The sequence below is a fragment of the Flagellimonas onchidii genome, assembly GCF_004804315.1.
GTDB classification, from domain to species: Bacteria; Bacteroidota; Bacteroidia; order Flavobacteriales; family Flavobacteriaceae; genus Flagellimonas; species Flagellimonas onchidii.
Window position 1 is genome coordinate 100324 of record NZ_SRXX01000004.1, and the last position, 18789, is coordinate 119112.

Annotated in this window: 16 protein-coding genes; 11 read left to right on the forward strand and 5 right to left on the reverse strand. The window is 39.8% G+C overall.

The window, feature by feature from the left end; genetic code table 11:
* Positions 1–61: 61 nt before the first annotated feature.
* The gene (locus E4661_RS05715; RefSeq protein WP_136465869.1) at positions 62–1318 is read right to left on the reverse strand and encodes an LVIVD repeat-containing protein; all 1257 of its coding nucleotides are present in this window, start codon (positions 1316–1318) and stop codon (positions 62–64) included.
* 141 nt (positions 1319–1459) lie between these two features.
* Here E4661_RS05715 and miaB point away from each other — a divergent pair, with 141 nt between their 5' ends.
* The 10 genes from miaB (at position 1460) to E4661_RS05765 (ending at position 13376) form a co-directional block, all read left to right on the forward strand.
* Entirely contained in the window at positions 1460–2923 is a 1464-nt protein-coding gene (gene miaB / locus E4661_RS05720) for a tRNA (N6-isopentenyl adenosine(37)-C2)-methylthiotransferase MiaB (protein ID WP_136465870.1), read from the forward strand.
* Between the two features lie 82 nt (positions 2924–3005).
* Complete coding sequence (locus E4661_RS05725) at positions 3006–4277, forward strand: sigma-54 interaction domain-containing protein (RefSeq protein WP_136465871.1); 1272 nt, start codon at positions 3006–3008, stop codon at positions 4275–4277.
* 107 nt (positions 4278–4384) lie between these two features.
* Complete coding sequence (locus E4661_RS05730; protein WP_136465872.1) at positions 4385–4903, forward strand: LptE family protein; 519 nt, start codon at positions 4385–4387, stop codon at positions 4901–4903.
* Positions 4904–4905: 2 nt separating this feature from the next.
* The gene (locus tag E4661_RS05735; protein ID WP_136465873.1) at positions 4906–5790 is read left to right on the forward strand and encodes a hypothetical protein; all 885 of its coding nucleotides are present in this window, start codon (positions 4906–4908) and stop codon (positions 5788–5790) included.
* 9 nt (positions 5791–5799) lie between these two features.
* A complete protein-coding gene (secG, locus tag E4661_RS05740) occupies positions 5800–6159 on the forward strand; it encodes a preprotein translocase subunit SecG (RefSeq protein WP_136465874.1) in 360 nt (119 codons plus the stop codon).
* 145 nt (positions 6160–6304) lie between these two features.
* The gene (locus E4661_RS05745; RefSeq protein ID WP_136465875.1) at positions 6305–6583 is read left to right on the forward strand and encodes a co-chaperone GroES; all 279 of its coding nucleotides are present in this window, start codon (positions 6305–6307) and stop codon (positions 6581–6583) included.
* A gap of 22 nt (positions 6584–6605) precedes the next feature.
* Positions 6606–8240 (forward strand): chaperonin GroEL, encoded by a 1635-nt coding sequence (gene groL, locus E4661_RS05750; protein ID WP_136465876.1) that lies wholly within the window; start codon positions 6606–6608, stop codon positions 8238–8240.
* 182 nt (positions 8241–8422) lie between these two features.
* Positions 8423–9619: a glycoside hydrolase family 18 protein gene (locus E4661_RS05755; protein ID WP_136465877.1), complete on the forward strand. Its 1197-nt coding sequence runs from the start codon at positions 8423–8425 to the stop codon at positions 9617–9619.
* 25 nt (positions 9620–9644) lie between these two features.
* Positions 9645–11876 (forward strand): DUF4838 domain-containing protein, encoded by a 2232-nt coding sequence (locus tag E4661_RS05760; protein ID WP_136465878.1) that lies wholly within the window; start codon positions 9645–9647, stop codon positions 11874–11876.
* 15 nt (positions 11877–11891) lie between these two features.
* A complete protein-coding gene (locus E4661_RS05765) occupies positions 11892–13376 on the forward strand; it encodes an alpha-L-fucosidase (protein WP_136465879.1) in 1485 nt (494 codons plus the stop codon).
* A gap of 68 nt (positions 13377–13444) precedes the next feature.
* Here E4661_RS05765 and E4661_RS05770 read toward each other — a convergent pair whose 3' ends face one another.
* The 4 genes from E4661_RS05770 to E4661_RS05785 all read right to left on the reverse strand — a co-directional run bounded on the left by E4661_RS05770 (position 13445) and on the right by E4661_RS05785 (position 17277).
* Positions 13445–14170 (reverse strand): heavy-metal-associated domain-containing protein, encoded by a 726-nt coding sequence (locus E4661_RS05770; RefSeq protein WP_136465880.1) that lies wholly within the window; start codon positions 14168–14170, stop codon positions 13445–13447.
* Between the two features lie 6 nt (positions 14171–14176).
* Positions 14177–14533, reverse strand: a complete 357-nt coding sequence (locus E4661_RS05775; protein ID WP_168796337.1) for a heavy-metal-associated domain-containing protein — start codon at positions 14531–14533, stop codon at positions 14177–14179.
* Between the two features lie 18 nt (positions 14534–14551).
* The gene (locus tag E4661_RS05780; protein WP_136465882.1) at positions 14552–16786 is read right to left on the reverse strand and encodes a TonB-dependent receptor; all 2235 of its coding nucleotides are present in this window, start codon (positions 16784–16786) and stop codon (positions 14552–14554) included.
* Positions 16787–16866: 80 nt separating this feature from the next.
* Positions 16867–17277, reverse strand: coding sequence for an HYC_CC_PP family protein (locus E4661_RS05785; protein ID WP_240751414.1), 411 nt, complete (start codon positions 17275–17277; stop codon positions 16867–16869).
* Between the two features lie 260 nt (positions 17278–17537).
* On the opposite strand from E4661_RS05785, the gene E4661_RS05790 reads away from it, so the two are divergent.
* Positions 17538–18722 (forward strand): C40 family peptidase, encoded by a 1185-nt coding sequence (locus E4661_RS05790; RefSeq protein WP_136465883.1) that lies wholly within the window; start codon positions 17538–17540, stop codon positions 18720–18722.
* The last annotated feature ends 67 nt before the right edge of the window (positions 18723–18789 follow it).

An 18789-nucleotide genomic window follows, 5' to 3' on the forward strand; every position in this document is an offset into this window, starting at 1 on the left:
ATCCCAACCAAAAAAATATCCCGCTAAAAAACGGGATATTCAAGTACAATATTGTGTCTTTCTAATTGAGCCCTATCTGGCTCAGAAGCCTGATTCTATCATCCAAGTATTCATATTGGTATAGAATTTCGTCTCCAACCATAATCAAATGACTCTCCAATGGAATCACATCAAACGTAACAATATCTTTAAAGTGATTTAATGTCTTTAAGTCCTCAATGTCCGTTTTATCGTAAACCTTAAGTCCTGATTTTCCATCGCATACAAATAGTTTTTCATCCTTGATTCCCAAACCGTAGGGTTCATCCATTGGATATGTTTTGGCCAATTCGGGATTTGCTATATCCGAAATGTCCACAATGAACAGACCACTTTCCAATGCTCCACAACCATTTCCGCCACGTAGGGTGACATATGCATAATCACCATCAACCACTACCGGGTCACAAGCGGTCCCATGCTCAAACTCTGACACCAAGGTTGGTTTGTCGGGAGTGGTAATATCATATATATACATACCTCGCATGCTTCCTAAAAACAGATGGTTGCCCCGATTAAATATAGTTTCAATATCAAACCCTGCGTAAACATCTTCTAAATCTTGCGGATTGTCCAAGTCTGAAATATTAAAAATATTAATGTTGTGGCTATCCACAGCGTACAGGTAGTCATCCACAATCTTGAACCGTGCCAAAGAACCTCCCTGGCCAGTTGTACTTCTTTCTGCAGTATTTGCCAAAGCCAAGTCTCCAAACATGATATCTATGTTTCTGTTTTCCTCAACCTCAGAAATCAACCTTCTTTCGGTGACGGTTTTCCACCCTATCAAAATTTCAGTTTCATAATCAAAATCCGCATTTTCAACGATGTCAGCTTCAAACGGCCAGAAAATGTTATTATGAAGTACATTCTCCAATCGTTTTACAAATTTGATATCTGTTATGTTCGATATATCAATCACGATTAAATCGGATAGGCTATCTGCATATAAAAAATCGTCTTTTACCGAAATGTCCACGTTACCAGGAATCTCGATAAAACCCATTTTTCGAGGTTGTGAAGGATTGCTATTGTTTATCACATGAATTCCTTGAAATTTATCATTTATAAAAATGTAATCTTTATAAGTATAGACCTTGCCAGATTCCTCAATGGGGCGGGGTGCAATTATATCAACACTATTGGCGAATTCAGCTTTATTGATTACCAAAGGTTTGGCTACTAAATATTCTGCGTAGCCATCATTGTCATCGTTTTTGTCACAGGAGACAAAAACCAAAGTGGTCAGAGTTAAAATAAACAGGATTTTCTTTTTCATAGTTGTTTATGTTTTTTGGATAGATAACATCATATAGATAAAAACACCTTGTCAACGTTGCGTTCAACTTTGTGCAAAATTTAACTGCCAAATTGTCACTAAACTGGAATATGCACTATCTTTGCAGACCATTAGAGCGAAATGACAACGAACGAAGGAACTGAGAAAATCATAGATGAAAGTCAGCAAGGAAGTACCTTGACACTGGAAAAGAACGAGAACAACAACCGAAAACTTTACATAGAAAGTTATGGTTGTCAAATGAACTTCTCCGATAGTGAAATTGTAGCTTCCATCTTAGCAAAAGAAGGATTTAACACCACCCAGCTTCTTGAAGAAGCAGATTTGGTCTTGGTGAACACCTGCTCCATTCGTGAAAAAGCAGAAACGACGGTACGCAAGCGATTGGAAAAATTCAACGCGGTAAAAAGAACCAATCCAGGAATGAAGGTCGGGGTATTGGGTTGCATGGCCGAACGTTTGAAAAGTAAGTTTCTGGAAGAAGAAAAAATCGTTGACATGGTCGTTGGGCCAGACGCCTATAAAGACCTCCCAAACCTCATCCAAGAAATCGATGAAGGTAGAAATGCTGTAAATGTTATCCTCTCCAAAGACGAAACCTATGGTGATGTTGCTCCCGTAAGATTGAATTCGAACGGAGTTACCGCCTTTGTTTCCATTACTCGTGGATGCGACAACATGTGCACATTTTGCGTAGTACCCTTTACACGAGGACGTGAACGAAGCCGAGACCCACAGTCTATCTTGGAAGAAGTAAATGAACTTTGGAATAAAGGTTTCAAAGAAATCACGCTTTTAGGGCAAAATGTTGATAGTTACCTTTGGTATGGGGGCGGATTGAAGAAAGATTTTGAAAAGGCTTCCGATATGCAAAAGGCTACCTCGGTCAACTTTGCCAAACTCTTGGAACTTGTAGCAGAGGCCCAGCCTAAAATGCGTATCCGTTTTTCCACTTCCAATCCACAGGATATGACTTTGGACGTTATCGAAGCAATGGCGAAATACAACAACATTTGCAAATACATCCATCTACCTGTACAAAGTGGAAGCAATCGAATTCTGAAAGCGATGAACCGTCTTCATACACGAGAGGAATACTTTGAATTGATAGACAACATCCGAAAAATCATACCCGATTGCGCCATCAGTCAAGATATGATAACGGGGTTCCCTACAGAAACCGAAGAAGATCACCAAGACACCTTAAGTCTAATGGAATATGTGAAATACGACTTCGGTTTTATGTTTGCCTATTCTGAACGACCTGGAACCTTGGCAGAAAGAAAAATGGACGATGATATTCCTGAGGAAACCAAAAAAAGACGATTGAGGGAAATTATCGATTTACAACAACGACATGGTCTATTCAGAACCCAGGAACATATTGGAAAAATAGAAGAGGTTTTAATTGAGGGTTCTTCTAAAAAATCCGATGCCCACTGGATGGGGCGAAATTCGCAAAACACCGTGGTTGTTTTTCCCAAGGAAAACTATAAAGTCGGCGATTTTGTGAACGTAAAAATCAACGAATGTACCTCAGCTACATTAATCGGTGAAGCGGTTGGGCTCAGTGAAAATAACTAATAATAAATGTCATTCCGTATCTGTTGCGGAATCCATTTTTTAAACAATAAAAGATTCCTGCTTGAACAGGAATGACAAAAATATGGAATCAATACAATCCATAAAACAACGCTTTGAACTCATTGGAAACGATGTAAAGCTAAATCGTGCCTTAGAAAAAGCTATTCAAGTTGCCCCTACCGATATTTCGGTTTTGGTAACTGGAGAAAGCGGTGTGGGTAAAGAAGCTATTCCAAAAATCATACATTCTTTATCACATCGTAAGCACGCAAAATATATAGCCGTAAACTGCGGGGCCATTCCTGAAGGAACCATCGACAGTGAGCTTTTTGGACACGAAAAGGGGGCTTTTACAGGTGCTACCCAAACCCGAAGCGGTTATTTTGAAGTTGCCGATGGAGGTACCATTTTTTTAGATGAAGTTGGAGAGCTTCCCCTTACTACCCAAGTACGTTTGTTGAGAGTTTTGGAGAATGGAGAATTCCTGAAAGTAGGGTCTTCGCAAGTTCAAAAAACCAATGTGCGAATTGTGGCAGCAACCAATATCAATATGTTTGAGGCCATTAAAAAGGAAAAGTTCCGAGAAGACCTTTATTATAGATTGAGCACTGTCGAAATCAATATCCCTCCATTGCGCGAGCGAAGAGAAGACATTCATCTATTATTTCGAAAGTTTGCTTCAGATTTTGGACAGAAATACAAAATGCCTACCATCCGATTGGATGACCAAGCAGTTCAATTGCTTCAGAAGTATAGATGGCCTGGTAACATACGGCAGCTGAGAAATATTGCCGAACAAATTTCAGTCTTGGAAGAACATCGTACCGTTTCTGCCGGCACCCTCAACAGCTACCTTCCCAATGCTAGCAACACCAATCTACCAGCGGTGGTGGAACAAAGCAAAAAGGATAGTGATTTCAGCAACGAAAGGGAAATTCTTTACAAAGTGCTCTTTGACATGAAGGGAGATTTGAACGATCTTAAAAAATTGACTTTGGAATTGTTGAAAAACAACGATACAGAAAAAGTTCAAGAAGAGAACGAAAATCTCATCCGAAAAATATACGGCAATAAAGAGGAAGAAGTTACTCCGCAAGAAGATAGTGTAACCGAAATACTTCATCTTCCAGAACCTGTTGTTGAATCTCCCCAAGTAGTTGCAGAACCGCAGGAAGACCGTTACCATTTTGCGGAAGAAATTGAAGAAGAAGAAACTTTATCTTTACAGGAAAAGGAAATCGAACTGATAAAGAAATCTTTGGAGCGGAATCGAGGTAAACGAAAAGCTGCCGCTTCTGAACTTGGAATTTCTGAGCGAACGCTATATCGAAAGATTAAACAGTACGATTTATAGCTTTTTGGATTAATGGATTTTTGGATTGAACACCTTACCCTCAAACCCAAGCTTTTTTCCTTGATTTTGTATTTATATTTGATTTTTGAACTTGAACTTTGAACATAATGAAACATTCTGGTATAAAAATATTGTTCCTAAGTATCCTTTTTAGCTCCAATAGCTGCGGGGTCTATAACTTCTCAGGAGCTGATATTGGAACCGCCACAACATTTCAAGTAAACTTCTTCCAAAATTATGCCGACCAAAATCCAGGGTCGACTATACAACCAGGGCTTGGTCGTGACTTTACCTTGGCCCTTCAAGATTTGATCAATAACTTAACGAGCTTGTCATTGACGGGAAGCAATGGGGATTTATTATATGAAGGGGAGATTGTGGAATACCGTGTAACTCCGATGACCGCGACCGCTGATCAGCGTACCGCTCAAAACCGTTTGACCATGAGTGTCAACGTGCGCTTTTTCAACAAAACCAAGGAAGATGCAGATTTTGAGCGCCGTTTTTCATTTTTCCATGATTTTGATGCTGCGGCTTCACTTACCGCGGTTCAGGCAGCGGCGCACGAAGAAATTTTTGAACGTATAACGCAAGATATTTTTAATGCTTCTTTGGGCAATTGGTAAACATGAACGTATCCGATTTCATACAGATTCTTCAAAAATCAGACACAATTCTGTCTCCAAAACAGACTAGGGAACTGGAGGGCATTCTTCAGGAATATCCCTACTTTCAGGCAGCTCGCGCACTTCACCTAAAGGGATTGAAAAATCTGGACAGCTATAAATACAATGGAGCCTTAAAGGTAGCCGCTGCTTATACGGCTGACAGGGATGTGCTTTTTGATTTTATAACTTCTCAAGAATTTGCTCAAAATAATATTGCCGACACCATAGCGGGCAGAGTCCCCAAACTAAAGGACAAAAAAGCCGTTTCCGAAGAAATCGAACCAAATCCTAATGCAGAATCCATCCTAGGGGGGTCTGAAGAAGCTCTGCCTCAAAATGTTCAAGATGCGGAACAGATTTTAGATCCAGCCTTGTTTGAATCCAAAGACTCTGAGAAAGAATCTGACCCGCCAGTAACAGAACAATCTAAACCAGAAGTAGACTTGGAATTGGGAAAACCCATCCCATTTACAAAAAAAGAAAAGCACTCCTTTACCGAATGGCTCCAGCTCACCTCCAAAAATCAGGAAGAAGAACACGTTGCCCCATCCTCGGTTGAGCTTGACAAAAAGCAAAAATTCGACCTGTTGGACAAGTTTATAGAAAGTAGGCCAAAGATTGTCCCTAATCAAGAATCTAAAGCAAAAGTCAACATCAAAGAGTCCGTAAAAATGGACAAAAATGAGTTGATGACCGAAACTTTGGCCAAGGTTTATCTGGAGCAAAAAAAGTATAAAAAGGCCATTCAGGCCTTTAAAATATTGAGTTTGAAATATCCAGAAAAAAGTGGTTTCTTTGCAGATCAAATTCGGGCGGTGAAGAAGCTGCAGAAAGAAAAAGAATAAGATAGAAAAATGAGCACGTTTACAATTTTTTTAATACTGATCATCATAGTTTGTCTTCTATTGGTTTTGGTAATCATGGTCCAAAACCCAAAAGGAGGTGGATTATCTTCTTCATTTGGCGGTGGTGGAAACCAAGTTGTAGGTGGAGTAAAAAAAACGGGGGACTTTTTGGATAAAAGTACATGGACCCTTGCCACTTTGTTGATTGTATTGATTCTGCTTTCCAACGTTTCCCTAAAGGGAAATTATAGCCAAGCAGATTCCAAGTTGTTACAAGGAGATGATGTTGAAACAACCATTCCTGAATCAGTTCCAGAAGAAATACCAGAACAAGTTCCGGCTACAAATCCTTCTGACAGCATCAACTAAAATAATGACACAGCAAATACATAATGCCAGCTTGAAATGACAAGCTGGCATTTTTGCTTTATAAACCTGTCAGTTTTTTGGTAATGGCATAATTTCTGCCCAAAGTTTCGAGAATTTTTAAAACAAATACCTAAAGATTAATAATATGGCTAAAGTTAACATCAAACCATTGGCAGATAGGGTTCTTATCGAGCCTGTTGAAGCCGAGACCAAAACAGCTTCTGGTATCATCATCCCAGATACCGCAAAAGAAAAACCTCAAAAAGGAAAAGTAGTAGCTGTTGGCCCGGGAACCAAAGATGAGGCTGTCACTGTAAAAGTTGGTGACACGGTTCTTTATGGCAAGTACGCGGGCACCGAATTAAAATTGGACGGTTCCGATTACTTGATAATGCGTGAAAGTGACATTTTAGCAATTGTTTAATTAAAAATCAACTAAGAGAAAAATGGCAAAAGATATTAAGTTCGATATAGAAGCACGTGATGGCCTAAAAAGAGGTGTAGATGCTTTGGCCAATGCTGTAAAGGTTACATTAGGACCAAAAGGTAGAAACGTAATCATCAGTAAATCTTTCGGAGCTCCACAAGTTACCAAAGATGGTGTTACCGTTGCAAAAGAAATCGAATTGGAAGACGCCCTTGAGAACATGGGTGCACAAATGGTTAAGGAAGTAGCTTCCAAGACTAATGACCTTGCAGGTGACGGAACCACAACAGCGACCGTACTTGCTCAGGCCATCGTAAAAGAAGGTCTTAAAAACGTAGCTGCTGGTGCCAATCCAATGGATCTTAAAAGAGGTATCGACAAAGCAGTAGACGCCATCGTTGAAAATCTATCGAAACAATCCAAAAAAGTTGGAGATTCCTCAGAGAAAATCAAACAAGTAGCAGCAATTTCTGCCAATAACGATGAGACCATCGGTGATTTGATCGCGCAAGCTTTTGGAAAAGTTGGAAAAGAAGGTGTGATCACCGTGGAAGAAGCCAAAGGAACCGATACTTATGTTGACGTTGTTGAGGGTATGCAGTTTGACAGAGGTTACCTATCTCCATACTTCGTAACAGATTCTGAAAAGATGATTGCCGATTTGGAGAACCCTTACATCTTGTTGTTCGACAAGAAAATCTCTTCCATGAAGGATTTACTTCCAGTATTGGAGCCTGTTGCGCAATCAGGGAAACCTTTGTTAATCATTGCTGAAGATGTAGATGGTGAAGCTTTGGCCACCTTGGTCGTGAACAAACTAAGAGGCTCATTGAAAATTGCAGCTGTAAAAGCTCCTGGATTCGGTGACAGAAGAAAGGCCATGTTGGAAGACATCGCAATTTTGACCAACGGCACCGTAATTTCTGAAGAAAGAGGTTTCTCTTTAGAAGCAGCCACTATAGACATGTTGGGTACCACTGAAAGAGTTACCATCGATAAAGACAATACAACCATTGTTAATGGTGCTGGTGATGCCAAGAACATCAAAACTCGTGTGAACCAAATCAAATCCCAGATTGAGACGACTACCTCTGACTACGACAAGGAAAAACTCCAAGAGCGTTTGGCCAAATTGGCTGGTGGGGTTGCCGTTCTTTATGTAGGTGCTGCATCTGAAGTTGAAATGAAGGAGAAAAAAGATCGTGTAGATGACGCGCTTCATGCGACAAGAGCTGCGGTAGAAGAAGGTATCGTTGCTGGTGGTGGAGTTGCTTTGGTTAGAGCCAAGTCCGTACTTTCAAAAGTAGAAACAGCAAATGATGATGAAGCAACTGGATTACAGATTGTGGCAAGAGCTATTGAATCTCCACTTCGCACCATAGTTGAAAATGCTGGTGGAGAAGGTTCAGTGGTCGTGGCCAAAATTTTGGATGGAAAAGCTGATTTTGGATATGATGCCAAATCAGACAAGTATGTTGAAATGATGAAAGCAGGGATCATCGACCCTAAAAAGGTGACACGTGTTGCTTTAGAAAATGCTGCTTCTGTTTCAGGAATGATCTTGACCACGGAATGTGCATTGACCGATATCAAGGAAGATGCTCCAGCAATGCCTCCAATGGGAGGAGGCGGTGGAATGCCAGGAATGATGTAATTCCAAACAACCATAATAAAAAAAGCCCGCAAAATTTTGTGGGCTTTTTTTATACCTTAAACTCTCAAAAACTATTTCTTTCCAAATCCGTTGTTGGTACTTTCCCAAATGTCCTCTGTCTAATACTTTCGCAAATACGTCTTTTATTGACTACTTTTTAAAGTTGATAATTTTCATCTGAAATGAAGTACTCAAGAATCTATATTCCCATTTTTATTTTAGTAATATTCGCCTCGTTTATGAGCTCCTCAGAGACGGATAAAAGACCTTCTTTTGCCGTAATGGCTTATTATGTTCCAGAGCTAGATTATAGACCTGAGCAATTACCGTTGGAGCAGTTGACCCATATTATCTTCTCTTTTACAAAGGTCATTGATGGTGAAATGAAGTTCAAAAATGAAGAAACTGGCAGAAAACTCAGTCAGTTGGTCGCTCAAAGAAAGAATCATCCACATTTAAAGGTAATGATTGCTTGTGGTGGATGGGGAGCCGATGGCTTTTCAGACATGTCACATACCGCAGAAAATCGAAAGAAATTTGTACAAAGTGTGGTTGAATTCAACAAAAAATATGAATTGGACGGAATTGATATCGATTGGGAATATCCCGCTATTCCTGCAGCAGGAACAGGTGCACGCCCCGAAGACAAACAAAATTTCACATCATTGATGAAAGAACTTAGGGAAGCTCTTGACGGTCTAGACAGGGAACAAACATTGACTTTTGCTTCTGCAGGATGGAAACCGTATTACAAGAATATTGAGATTGGTGAGGTAATGAGGTATGCCAATTACATGAATGTAATGACCTATGATCAGATTGGTTCCAACTCGCCCTTTACAGGACATCATACCGCGTTGGGCTGGATCAAAGAAAAGGATGTTCAAAACACTCCTGCATGGAAATATGTAGAAGAAAGAAGAAAAACCTCAGATAAAGATCGAGATGCTTATGAGCCTCAATCTGCTGAAAAAATTGTCGCCTATTGCATGGATAAAGGCGTGAAAAAGGAACAAATCATAATAGGTGCTGCATTTTATGGAAGGGCCTGGAAAGGTGCTCATCCTGAAAATAACGGACTCTACCAAATGAATTCGGGAGCTCACATCGGATGGAGTACCTATAAACAAATCCGCAAAGAATTTGAACCCAATGAAGATTATAAAAGGTATTGGGATCCAATTGCAAAGGCGCCCTACATCTATAATGCCAAAGACAGTATTTTCATAAGCTATGACGATTCTGTTTCCGTGCGCTTAAAAACAGAATATGCCATGAAAAAGAAACTAGGGGGCATAATGTTCTGGCAATTGGGCAATGACACCAAAGAAAAGAACAGTCTTTTAAAATCCATTTACGACGCTTCAACCAAAAAATAGCCAAAATAACCACCAAACTACTTCAATGAAAAAGCTAATTCCATTAATCTTAGTTCTTTTTGCACTCTGCCTCTGTTCTTGTTCGGACAACGGGTTGACCCTTGCCAAAAATGGAAAAACCAACTATGAAATTGTCATCCCAAAAGATGCAAGTGAAACCATCAATAAATCAGCACAAACTCTTCAGCAGTACCTTCAAAAGGTAAGTAAGGCAGAACTGGCTGTTGTTTCAGAGGACGATCAAAATATAAAGAAGGGAAAAATATATGTTGGAATCCCGAAAGAAGAAAATCTTCAACCCCATGAAATAAGAATTGAGTCACAAAACAACGATTTGTTCATTTACGGTGAATCTGATCTTGCAACACAAAATGCCGTTTTCGAGTTTTTTGAAAGTTATTTAGGATGTAAATGGTACGCTCCAGGAGTTGAATCGGTTCCAACTTTAAGAACGGTTGCTCTAGACAATCTGAATTTTAGCTACATCCCTGAAATAACAACAAGAACAGTACACTCTAGACTTTTTTATGACAATCATGATTTTGCAGATCAGTTAAAAGTTACTTACGAAGCCTTCCCTTATTATGTTCCTAATGCCCGGGTACATACTTTTCACAGATTTATGCCGGAAGAAACGTTCTATAAATCACACCCTGAATACTATGCGCTAAGAGATGGCAAAAGACTACCTACACAACTTTGCCTTACCAACGAGACCGTTTTGGAAATAGTTAAGGATTCTGTAGCTGCCTATTTTAAAAGAAATCCGAAAACATCGGTTATTTCAGTAAGCCAAGATGACAATCAGCAGCATTGTCAATGTGATAATTGCAGGAAAATCGATTTAGAAGAAGGTAGTCCAGCGGGTTCAATGATTCATTTCGTGAACAAGGTTGCAGCTAACTTTCCCGAAAAAACCATTTCAACATTAGCTTATCAATACACCCGAAAGCCCCCTAAAATTAAGCCCGCATCAAATGTATTGATCACTCTTTGTTCCATAGAATGTGACCGAAGCGCTCCAATTGCTGAAAAATGCAAGGATTTTGCTGATGATCTCATCGGATGGGGCAAGCTCACCGACAACATAAGAATTTGGGATTACACCACCCAATTCACCAACTTTTTGGCACCTTTTCCCAACATTGGCACTATCCAGCCCAATATTCGTCTCTTTAGAGACAACAATGCCAAATGGGTTTTTGAACAGCACAGCAATAATCCAAGTGAACTTTTTGAGCTTCGTTCATACATCACCGCAAAACTGCTTTGGAACCCAGATTTGGATTTTAATTCACTATTAACTGAATTTACCAATGGGTATTATCAAGAAGCGGGTCCATTTGTAAAAAGTTACGTGGATTTGATTCATTCAAAAATTAAGGAACATCCAGACTTCTTTCTGTTCCTGTACGGAGACCCATCGGAAGCGTTTTCCTCCTATTTAAATCCAAGCTTACTGGAAGAGTATTCCAACTTATTTGATCAAGCCGAAAAAGCAGTAGCTGACAAACCGTCGATTGTGGCTAGGGTTAAAATGGCTAGGCTGGGTGTCGATTATGCAGTATTGGAAGCATGCAGAAAGAACCTTACGGAAAACTATAGTTTAATGGTAGAAGATGAAACTGCCAAACAGACCATAAACCCAATGGTGGCCACATTACTAGATAATTTCATCAATACGGCACGAAATAACAATATCACAATGATGAATGAAATGAGGTTTACCGTAAACGAGTATGCTTCAAATTATATGTCAGCATTAAAAGTTGCACAAAGACCTAACAAAGCGAAAGGGAAAAAAGTGGTAAGCTTGACCCAACCTAAAAAATATGCCGATGAAGACCCCATGGTTTTGACCGATAGTGCCCTGGGCGGAAGCAGTTTCTACGCAAATTGGTTGGGATATGAGGGGAATGACATGGAAGTTATTATTGATTTAGGTGAAACACAGAATATTAGTGACATCTCCATGGCCTTTTTACAAGTGACCAACCATGTTGTATTTTTTCCTTCTTCAGTTACCTATTATGGCTCTAACGACAAGGTTAACTTCAAAGAATTAGGAAAGGTAAAAAACCCTTCTCCATTGAATAAAAAAAGTAAGGTCAACGACATCAACTATTTTGACTTAAAATTTAACCCGAAAGACTTACGCTATATCAAAGTTCATGCTAAAAATACCGAAACCCCATATTGGCACCATGCCGCCGGGCTGCCCTCATGGGTTTTTTCAGATGAGATCATAATCAATTAATATAAAACCAAAAGAATGAAGAATCGTTTGCCATTACTGATGGCCTTATTGACTTGTACAATATTTGCAACCAACATAAGCTGGTCGCAAGCAATTTATGAGGATGAACGCTACGTTCCCGAAACCGACCCTCTGGTATTGGAAAAACTGGAAAAATGGCAAGACTTAAAGTTTGGGCTATTGATGCATTGGGGTCCTTATAGCCAATGGGGTATTGTTGAATCTTGGTCCATTTGCCCAGAAGAGTATGGTTGGTGTGAGCGAACAAAGGGATCCAATCCCGAAAATTATTTTGCCTATAAAAAGGAGTATGAAGATCTACAGAAGACCTTTAATCCAACTGGATTTGACCCCGAAAAATGGGCAAAAGCAGCAAAGCATGCGGGAATGAAATATGTTGTCTTTACCACAAAGCATCATGATGGCTTTTCCATGTTCGATACCAAGTACACGGATTACAAAATTACCGGCCCGGAAACTCCCTTTTCAACCCATCCCAAAGCCAATGTGACCAAAGAGATTTTTGATGCGTTTAGAGCGCAGAATTTTTGGGCTGGTGCCTATTTTTCAAAACCAGATTGGCACATGCCCGCTTATTGGGATCCTTACTACCCCCCTCGTGACCGAAATGTAAATTATGAGCCGGAATCCAAGCCTGAAAAATGGCAAGAATTTGTGGATTTTACCCATAACCAAATATTGGAATTGCTAACAGATTACGGCAAAGTGGACATCCTTTGGCTGGATGGCGGTTGGGTTGCCAAAAAAACCGCTTCTACAATTAGCAGTTGGTACGATAGGCAAATGAAAAACAATAAAACGGGTTATTTAAAAACCAGAAACATCAACCAAGACATTAAAATGGATGAATTGGTTGAAAAGGCCAGAGAAAAACAACCCGGATTGATTGTCGTCGACAGGGCTGTTCATGGCAAAAACCAGAACTATTTGACCCCCGAAAACAGAGTTCCCGAAAAACCGTTGCCATACCCTTGGGAATCCTGTATTATCGCTGGCGGAGGATGGTCTTATTCATTCAATGCAAAATATATGTCAGGACGAGAGGCTGTGCATACTCTTGTGGATATCGTTGCCAAAGGAGGAAATCTTCTTTTGAATATTGCACCTAGCCCAAAAGGTGAATGGGATCAAGGTGCTTATCAACTTCTTGAAGAAATTGGCGATTGGATGGAAATAAATAGCGAGGCGATTTATGGCACCCGTTCCATGGCTCCCTACAAATTCGATAATGTATGTATAACCTCAAAACCTGATGGCTCCGTTTATCTTGTTTATTTGGTTGAGAAAGGTCAGGATTCTTTGCCCAATGAAATCGTCTTTCCAGATTATCATCCAAAAGGAAAAACAAGAGCTAGCATATTAGGGTTTAGCAGCAGGATCAAATCCAAGAAATCAGAAAAAGGTGTAGTTTTTGAAATCCCTGATGGCCTAAAACCCAAACTTTTAAAGACCAAAGCGTTCGTCATTAAAATAAAATAAATCAAGAACCAATAAACTTTCAAAACCGCTTCAATTAATTGAAGCGGTTTTTTTATGCATTTTCCTTATCACAACATCTGAAAAAGCATTGAAAATGCCATAACCAACATAATTGCATTTTCAATAAACGTGGCCTCGGTCATGGGCAGGTTTAGGGCGGTTCCCAAACACGCACAGCGAATACTTTTCTTATCCAACAAGGTTTTGGTTACTCCAATGGTTGTAATGCCCAAAATAACAACAGTGATAACTAAAGCTGCGGTCACTTGAATGCGCATTAAAAATAAAAAACCCAAACCCAATTCCAAGAAAGGGTATATCCAACCATATGCAGGCAAGACCTTGGCCAAAGGGTCGTACATTCTGAAACTCTCCGGGAATCCTTTCAAGTCCAAAAACTTAAAAAAGCTAAAGACAATGTAGAACAATCCCATAAAGTCCAGCATAGCTTCACCAAGATTCCAATCTTGATAGTTCAACAAAATAGAAGCCGTAAATAAATAGGCGAAAATCAGGAATAACGGACGTAATTGCACCCATTTTGATTTTTCTCCCATCATTTCCCCGACAGTTGATACAACTTCCTTTTGAAACTGTTCGTGAATCCCATATTTATCTGGTAATACCGCTCTAAAATCTGCTATGGGAATATGGCTTTCCACAGTGATATGCGCCATTGAAGCCTCCAAATCCACATCGACATCTGTAACTCCCTTCACTTTTGAAAGTTTTTCCTTTACAGAAGCCACACATCCCTCACAGGTCATTCCTGTGACTTTATACGAATGTTTCATGATTTTTTAATGCTTATCACTATCGTCCGAATCATCTTCCCGGTATTTGCAGCAAGGATGAATATTGTCATATGCCTCTTGAGTAGCCTTTAATTCTTTGGTATCGTGTCCGGCCGTTACCAAAGCCGTTTTTATCTTCATGACATCGGTCTTTCGCTCATCAACTACCAGTGATAGTTGGTGCGACGGGATATCCCAAAGGGCGTATTTAACACCGGGCACACCCAAAGCAGCTTTCTCAATTCGCATTTTGCACATTTCGCATTTGCCATCTACCTCAAACGCCATCTTTTTATTCTTATCCTGTGCCAAACCAATTGTTGAAACCAGTACGCATATTAAAATCAAAACTTTATTTTTCATCATTATATATTTAAGTTGTTAGGATTTAAATCTAAAACCTGCATACACCATTCGTCCAAAAATTGGGGCATATACAATGGTTGTGTCAAAGTTTGTTCCAAAAGGGTCATTGGACCCTAAAACTGGATTATCTTGCCTAAAATTAGTCAAATTCTCACCTCCCAAATAGACCTCAAATTTCTTTGAAAAGACCTTGGTCACTTGGGCATTCATTAAGCTATATCCATCGGCGAAATCCGCCAATTGAAAATTGAAAGGGTTCGAAGAAGTACTCGGTAATCGTTGCTCTCCAAGAGCATGCAACGTATGGTCAAAACGCCATTGTGATCCGTTTTCGGTCGGAGTTGTGTTATAGCCAATATTGGTGAAAAATCGATGTCTGGCTTGCAACGGTTTTTGTAAAAGCCCCGTTTGATAATCCGTTTTCACATCATAAAACTTATAGGCCGTACGCAATTCCACATTGGGCAACACCTCGTGATTCAGTTCAACCTGAAGGCTGTTCGCATAACTTTTTCCATCCAAATTAGAGAAAACAACCTCATTTGGGTTCTCCCAATCCACCACAATTTGATTGTTAAAATCGGTTCGGTAAAAATCCACTGAAAAGTTTCCTGGCCTTTCAAATAATGAGAAGCCTTGAATAAAACTCACCCCAAGGTTTAAGGCTTTTTCAGGGTCAAAACCATAAACCTCTCCTCCATTGGTCTGTAATTGAATGGTTCTTGAAGAAGCGAAAAGGCGTTGGTTTTCGGCAAAGATATTGGCCACCCTTCTACCAATTCCAAAGGATCCTCTTAAACTTCCCTTTTCCCAAGGTGTATAACGGATATGGAATCGTGGTGTAAAAAATGTTCCCAATCGATTATGGGCATCCAACCGCAAACCAGCGGTAAAGCTCAATTTTTCCAAATTGGTATAACTGTATTCGAAAAAGGCCCCAGCGGAGATATCGGTACGACTGAATTCTTGAGTATTCACCAATTCGTCATATCCATCATAGGCGAACGTCAAACCCGTTTTGAACTTACTCTTCGTATTCCCAATAATGGAATTGAAAATTAGATTGGTATAAATACTTTCATGATCAATATTATAAATATTGAATCCGTAATAAGAGTCTTGTTTATGACTGCTGTACGATGTTTGGAAACCGAAACTCTGATATGGCAATTCAGGGAAAACATACCCCAATTTTACCGAACCATCGAATCTTCGGGTATCTATTTCGCTTCCCCAGGCATTGGTTGTAAACCTATCTGTGTCTGGATTAAAATCGGTCTGTCCAATCTGTTTTTCATCATTCAGATAGCGCACATTAAAAAAGCTCACCCATCCCTTTTCAGGATTTTGGTATTGCCATCGGTTCATGATATTGATTTGATTGGCCAGGGGATTATCCAAAAATCCATCATCGTTATTGTCCACTTCTACATCTCTACGGTTTCCATGCAAATACAATCCTGTACTCCATTTATCGGATAGTTTTGTATTAAGATGTGTGTTCAGTTCCAATCTTCCATTCAGATTGGCATAGCCATTAACAAAAATGGGAGTGTCGGTTAAAGGTTTTTGAAGTTCAGTATTGATTTGGCCAGATATACTTTCATATCCATTGACCACACTACCCGCTCCCTTGGTAATTTGGATACTTTCCACCCAAGTTCCCGGAGTAAAGGTCAAACCATAGGTTTGGGAAGCGCCTCGCACCATGGGAATATTCTCTTGGGTAATCAGCAAATAAGGACTTGTTAACCCCAACATCTGGATTTGCTTCGTCCCAGTTAGTGCATCATTGAAATTGACATCAATGGCCGGATTCGTTTCAAAACTTTCGGACAGATTGCAACAAGCTGCCTTTAAAAGTTCTGCACTATTCACAGTAACTACATTTTGTGTGGAAAAAAAGGTCTTTTGCACAGCATCGCGCTCTTTTTCCACCACGACCTCATCCAATTGGTTGGATGGCACCAACCAATGATGCACCATTTTGGGTTCATTAATGGTTAACGTATCCGTCTTGAACCCCACAAAACTGATAACAAGCTTGTTGTAATCTTTGGAATATGGAATACTGAAGGTTCCATTTTCTTTGGTAATGGTCCCTAATTGTGAATTTAACCAGTACACATTGGCGCCAGCAAGGCCAATATGTTTATTTTCTGCATTGGCCTCCATAACCATACCCTCAATTTTATCTTGGGCGGTCAGCAGCATGGGAAGCCAAAAAAGTAGTATTAAAATATGTTTCATTGTTATGTATTGAATAATTGTTGAAATAAAAATCAATGCCCGAATCATATGAAACGGGGAAATCATTAGTATTCAATACATCAAATCAAGAAGACCTGGTCCAAGACATGTATGTCCCTGACCAAAATGGGAGGTGGATATTTTTCATGCGGAACAGGAAGTTCCTCAACAGGGGTGAACAAATCAAGGTAGGAATGGGCAAAGGCCACCAAAAAAACTTGGTGCTCAAAATCCAAATCCGAATTGGAAAGTTTTAAATCATCCTGTCCTTCAAGCGTAAAAGATTCGTCATCACAGCAATGGTTGTCATCCGCGTCCGTTTCCATAGCCGCCATTGCTTCTTCCATACCACAATTATCTGCATGGGCAAAGAACGCAATATCCATAACCCGGCCCATACACAAATGCTTATCCACTGTCCACGACATGGTAGACAGCAACACCATCATTGCTAGGGATATAGAACCGATATTACGAAGGATGTCATTCACACCACAAAGTTAAGAAAACCTAATTTCACGACTACCAGCATTAACACACTTTTAAAAACCAGCCTGAAGTCAACAATGTTTACAAGTGGCACTTTGCAGCTGCACAAAGGCTTCAAGAAGTAATTACCAAAATAGGAACAAGTTAAATTCCTGCCTTTTTTAAAATGAAAATTCAAAACGGTTGCTTGATTTTAATAACCCACATTCTCAGATTTGCCTTCATTTTCTTTAAATTTATTTTCTCATTTGAATTCTCTATTATGTTTCACAAGTTGCCTCAACTTCTTTTGGTTCTAATACTCGTTATTTCCTGCTCTACCGAGGAAAAATCAATGGTCACAGTAGATAAAATTATATCAGACATACAATATCAATATGCTCCGGATAAAAGAGTGGCCTGGTTTCAAGTAGAAGCTGAAAAAAAAGGGGAAACTTATATTTTGAAAGGAGAAAGTAATTTACCTGAAGCGGTTGACGCCCTACACAACAATCTTTCTGCCAAAGGAATTTCAATATTGGACAGTATCACCCCTCTACCCCATGAAAGCCTTAACGGGCTTACCCAAGGCGTTATCAATGTATCAGTGGCCAATTTGCGTTCCAACCCAAAGCACTCGGCAGAACTGGCGACTCAGGCCACTTTGGGCACTATGGTCAATATCTTAAAAAAAGAAGGAGAATGGTATTGGATACAGACCCCCGATGGTTATCTGGCCTGGGTGGATTATGGAGGTATTATCCCGCTTCCAAAAAAAGATTTGGATTTATGGAAAAATGCCGAAAAACTCATCTATACCAAAACCTATGGACATTCATATCAAAATAAAAATAATGGCGACATAGTTTCGGATCTTGTCGCAGGGGATATTTTAAAGATTATAGAAGAACACCCTGATTACTTTTATGTGGAGTACCCTGACAGACGTACAGCTTACATAAAAAAAGGGGAAGCCGATCGCTACCTCTTGTGGTTGGAATCATTACATCCCACAGAAAACCAATTAGTAGCGACAGCCGAGACCCTTATGGGCGTTCCTTATCTTTGGGGCGGGACCTCCACTAAAGGAGTCGATTGTAGTGGTTTTACCAAGACTGTATATTTTCTCAACGGAATGGTCATACCGCGTGATGCATCCCAACAAGTAAATGCCGGCATTCCCCTAGATAGTGCCGGAAGTTTTGAAAATCTAAAAAAGGGAGATTTACTCTTTTTTGGAAAAAAAGCTACTGATTCTACCAAGGAAAAAGTGGTGCATGTCGGCATGTGGATCGGCAACAACAAGTTCATACATTCTGCTGGCCGTGTAAAAATTTCGAGCACAGAACCAGGTTCCGACAACTATGACGAATACAATGTAAATCGCTACTTACGGACTAAACGTTACCTTGACCAACCCAATACTGGATTTATCAACTTAAAGAAACAGACCATTTTTAAGGACTAGGAACCTATTCAGAATTTTAACTTTACTTTCAAATCAAAAGATCCTTTTCTAATACATTTGCAAAAAA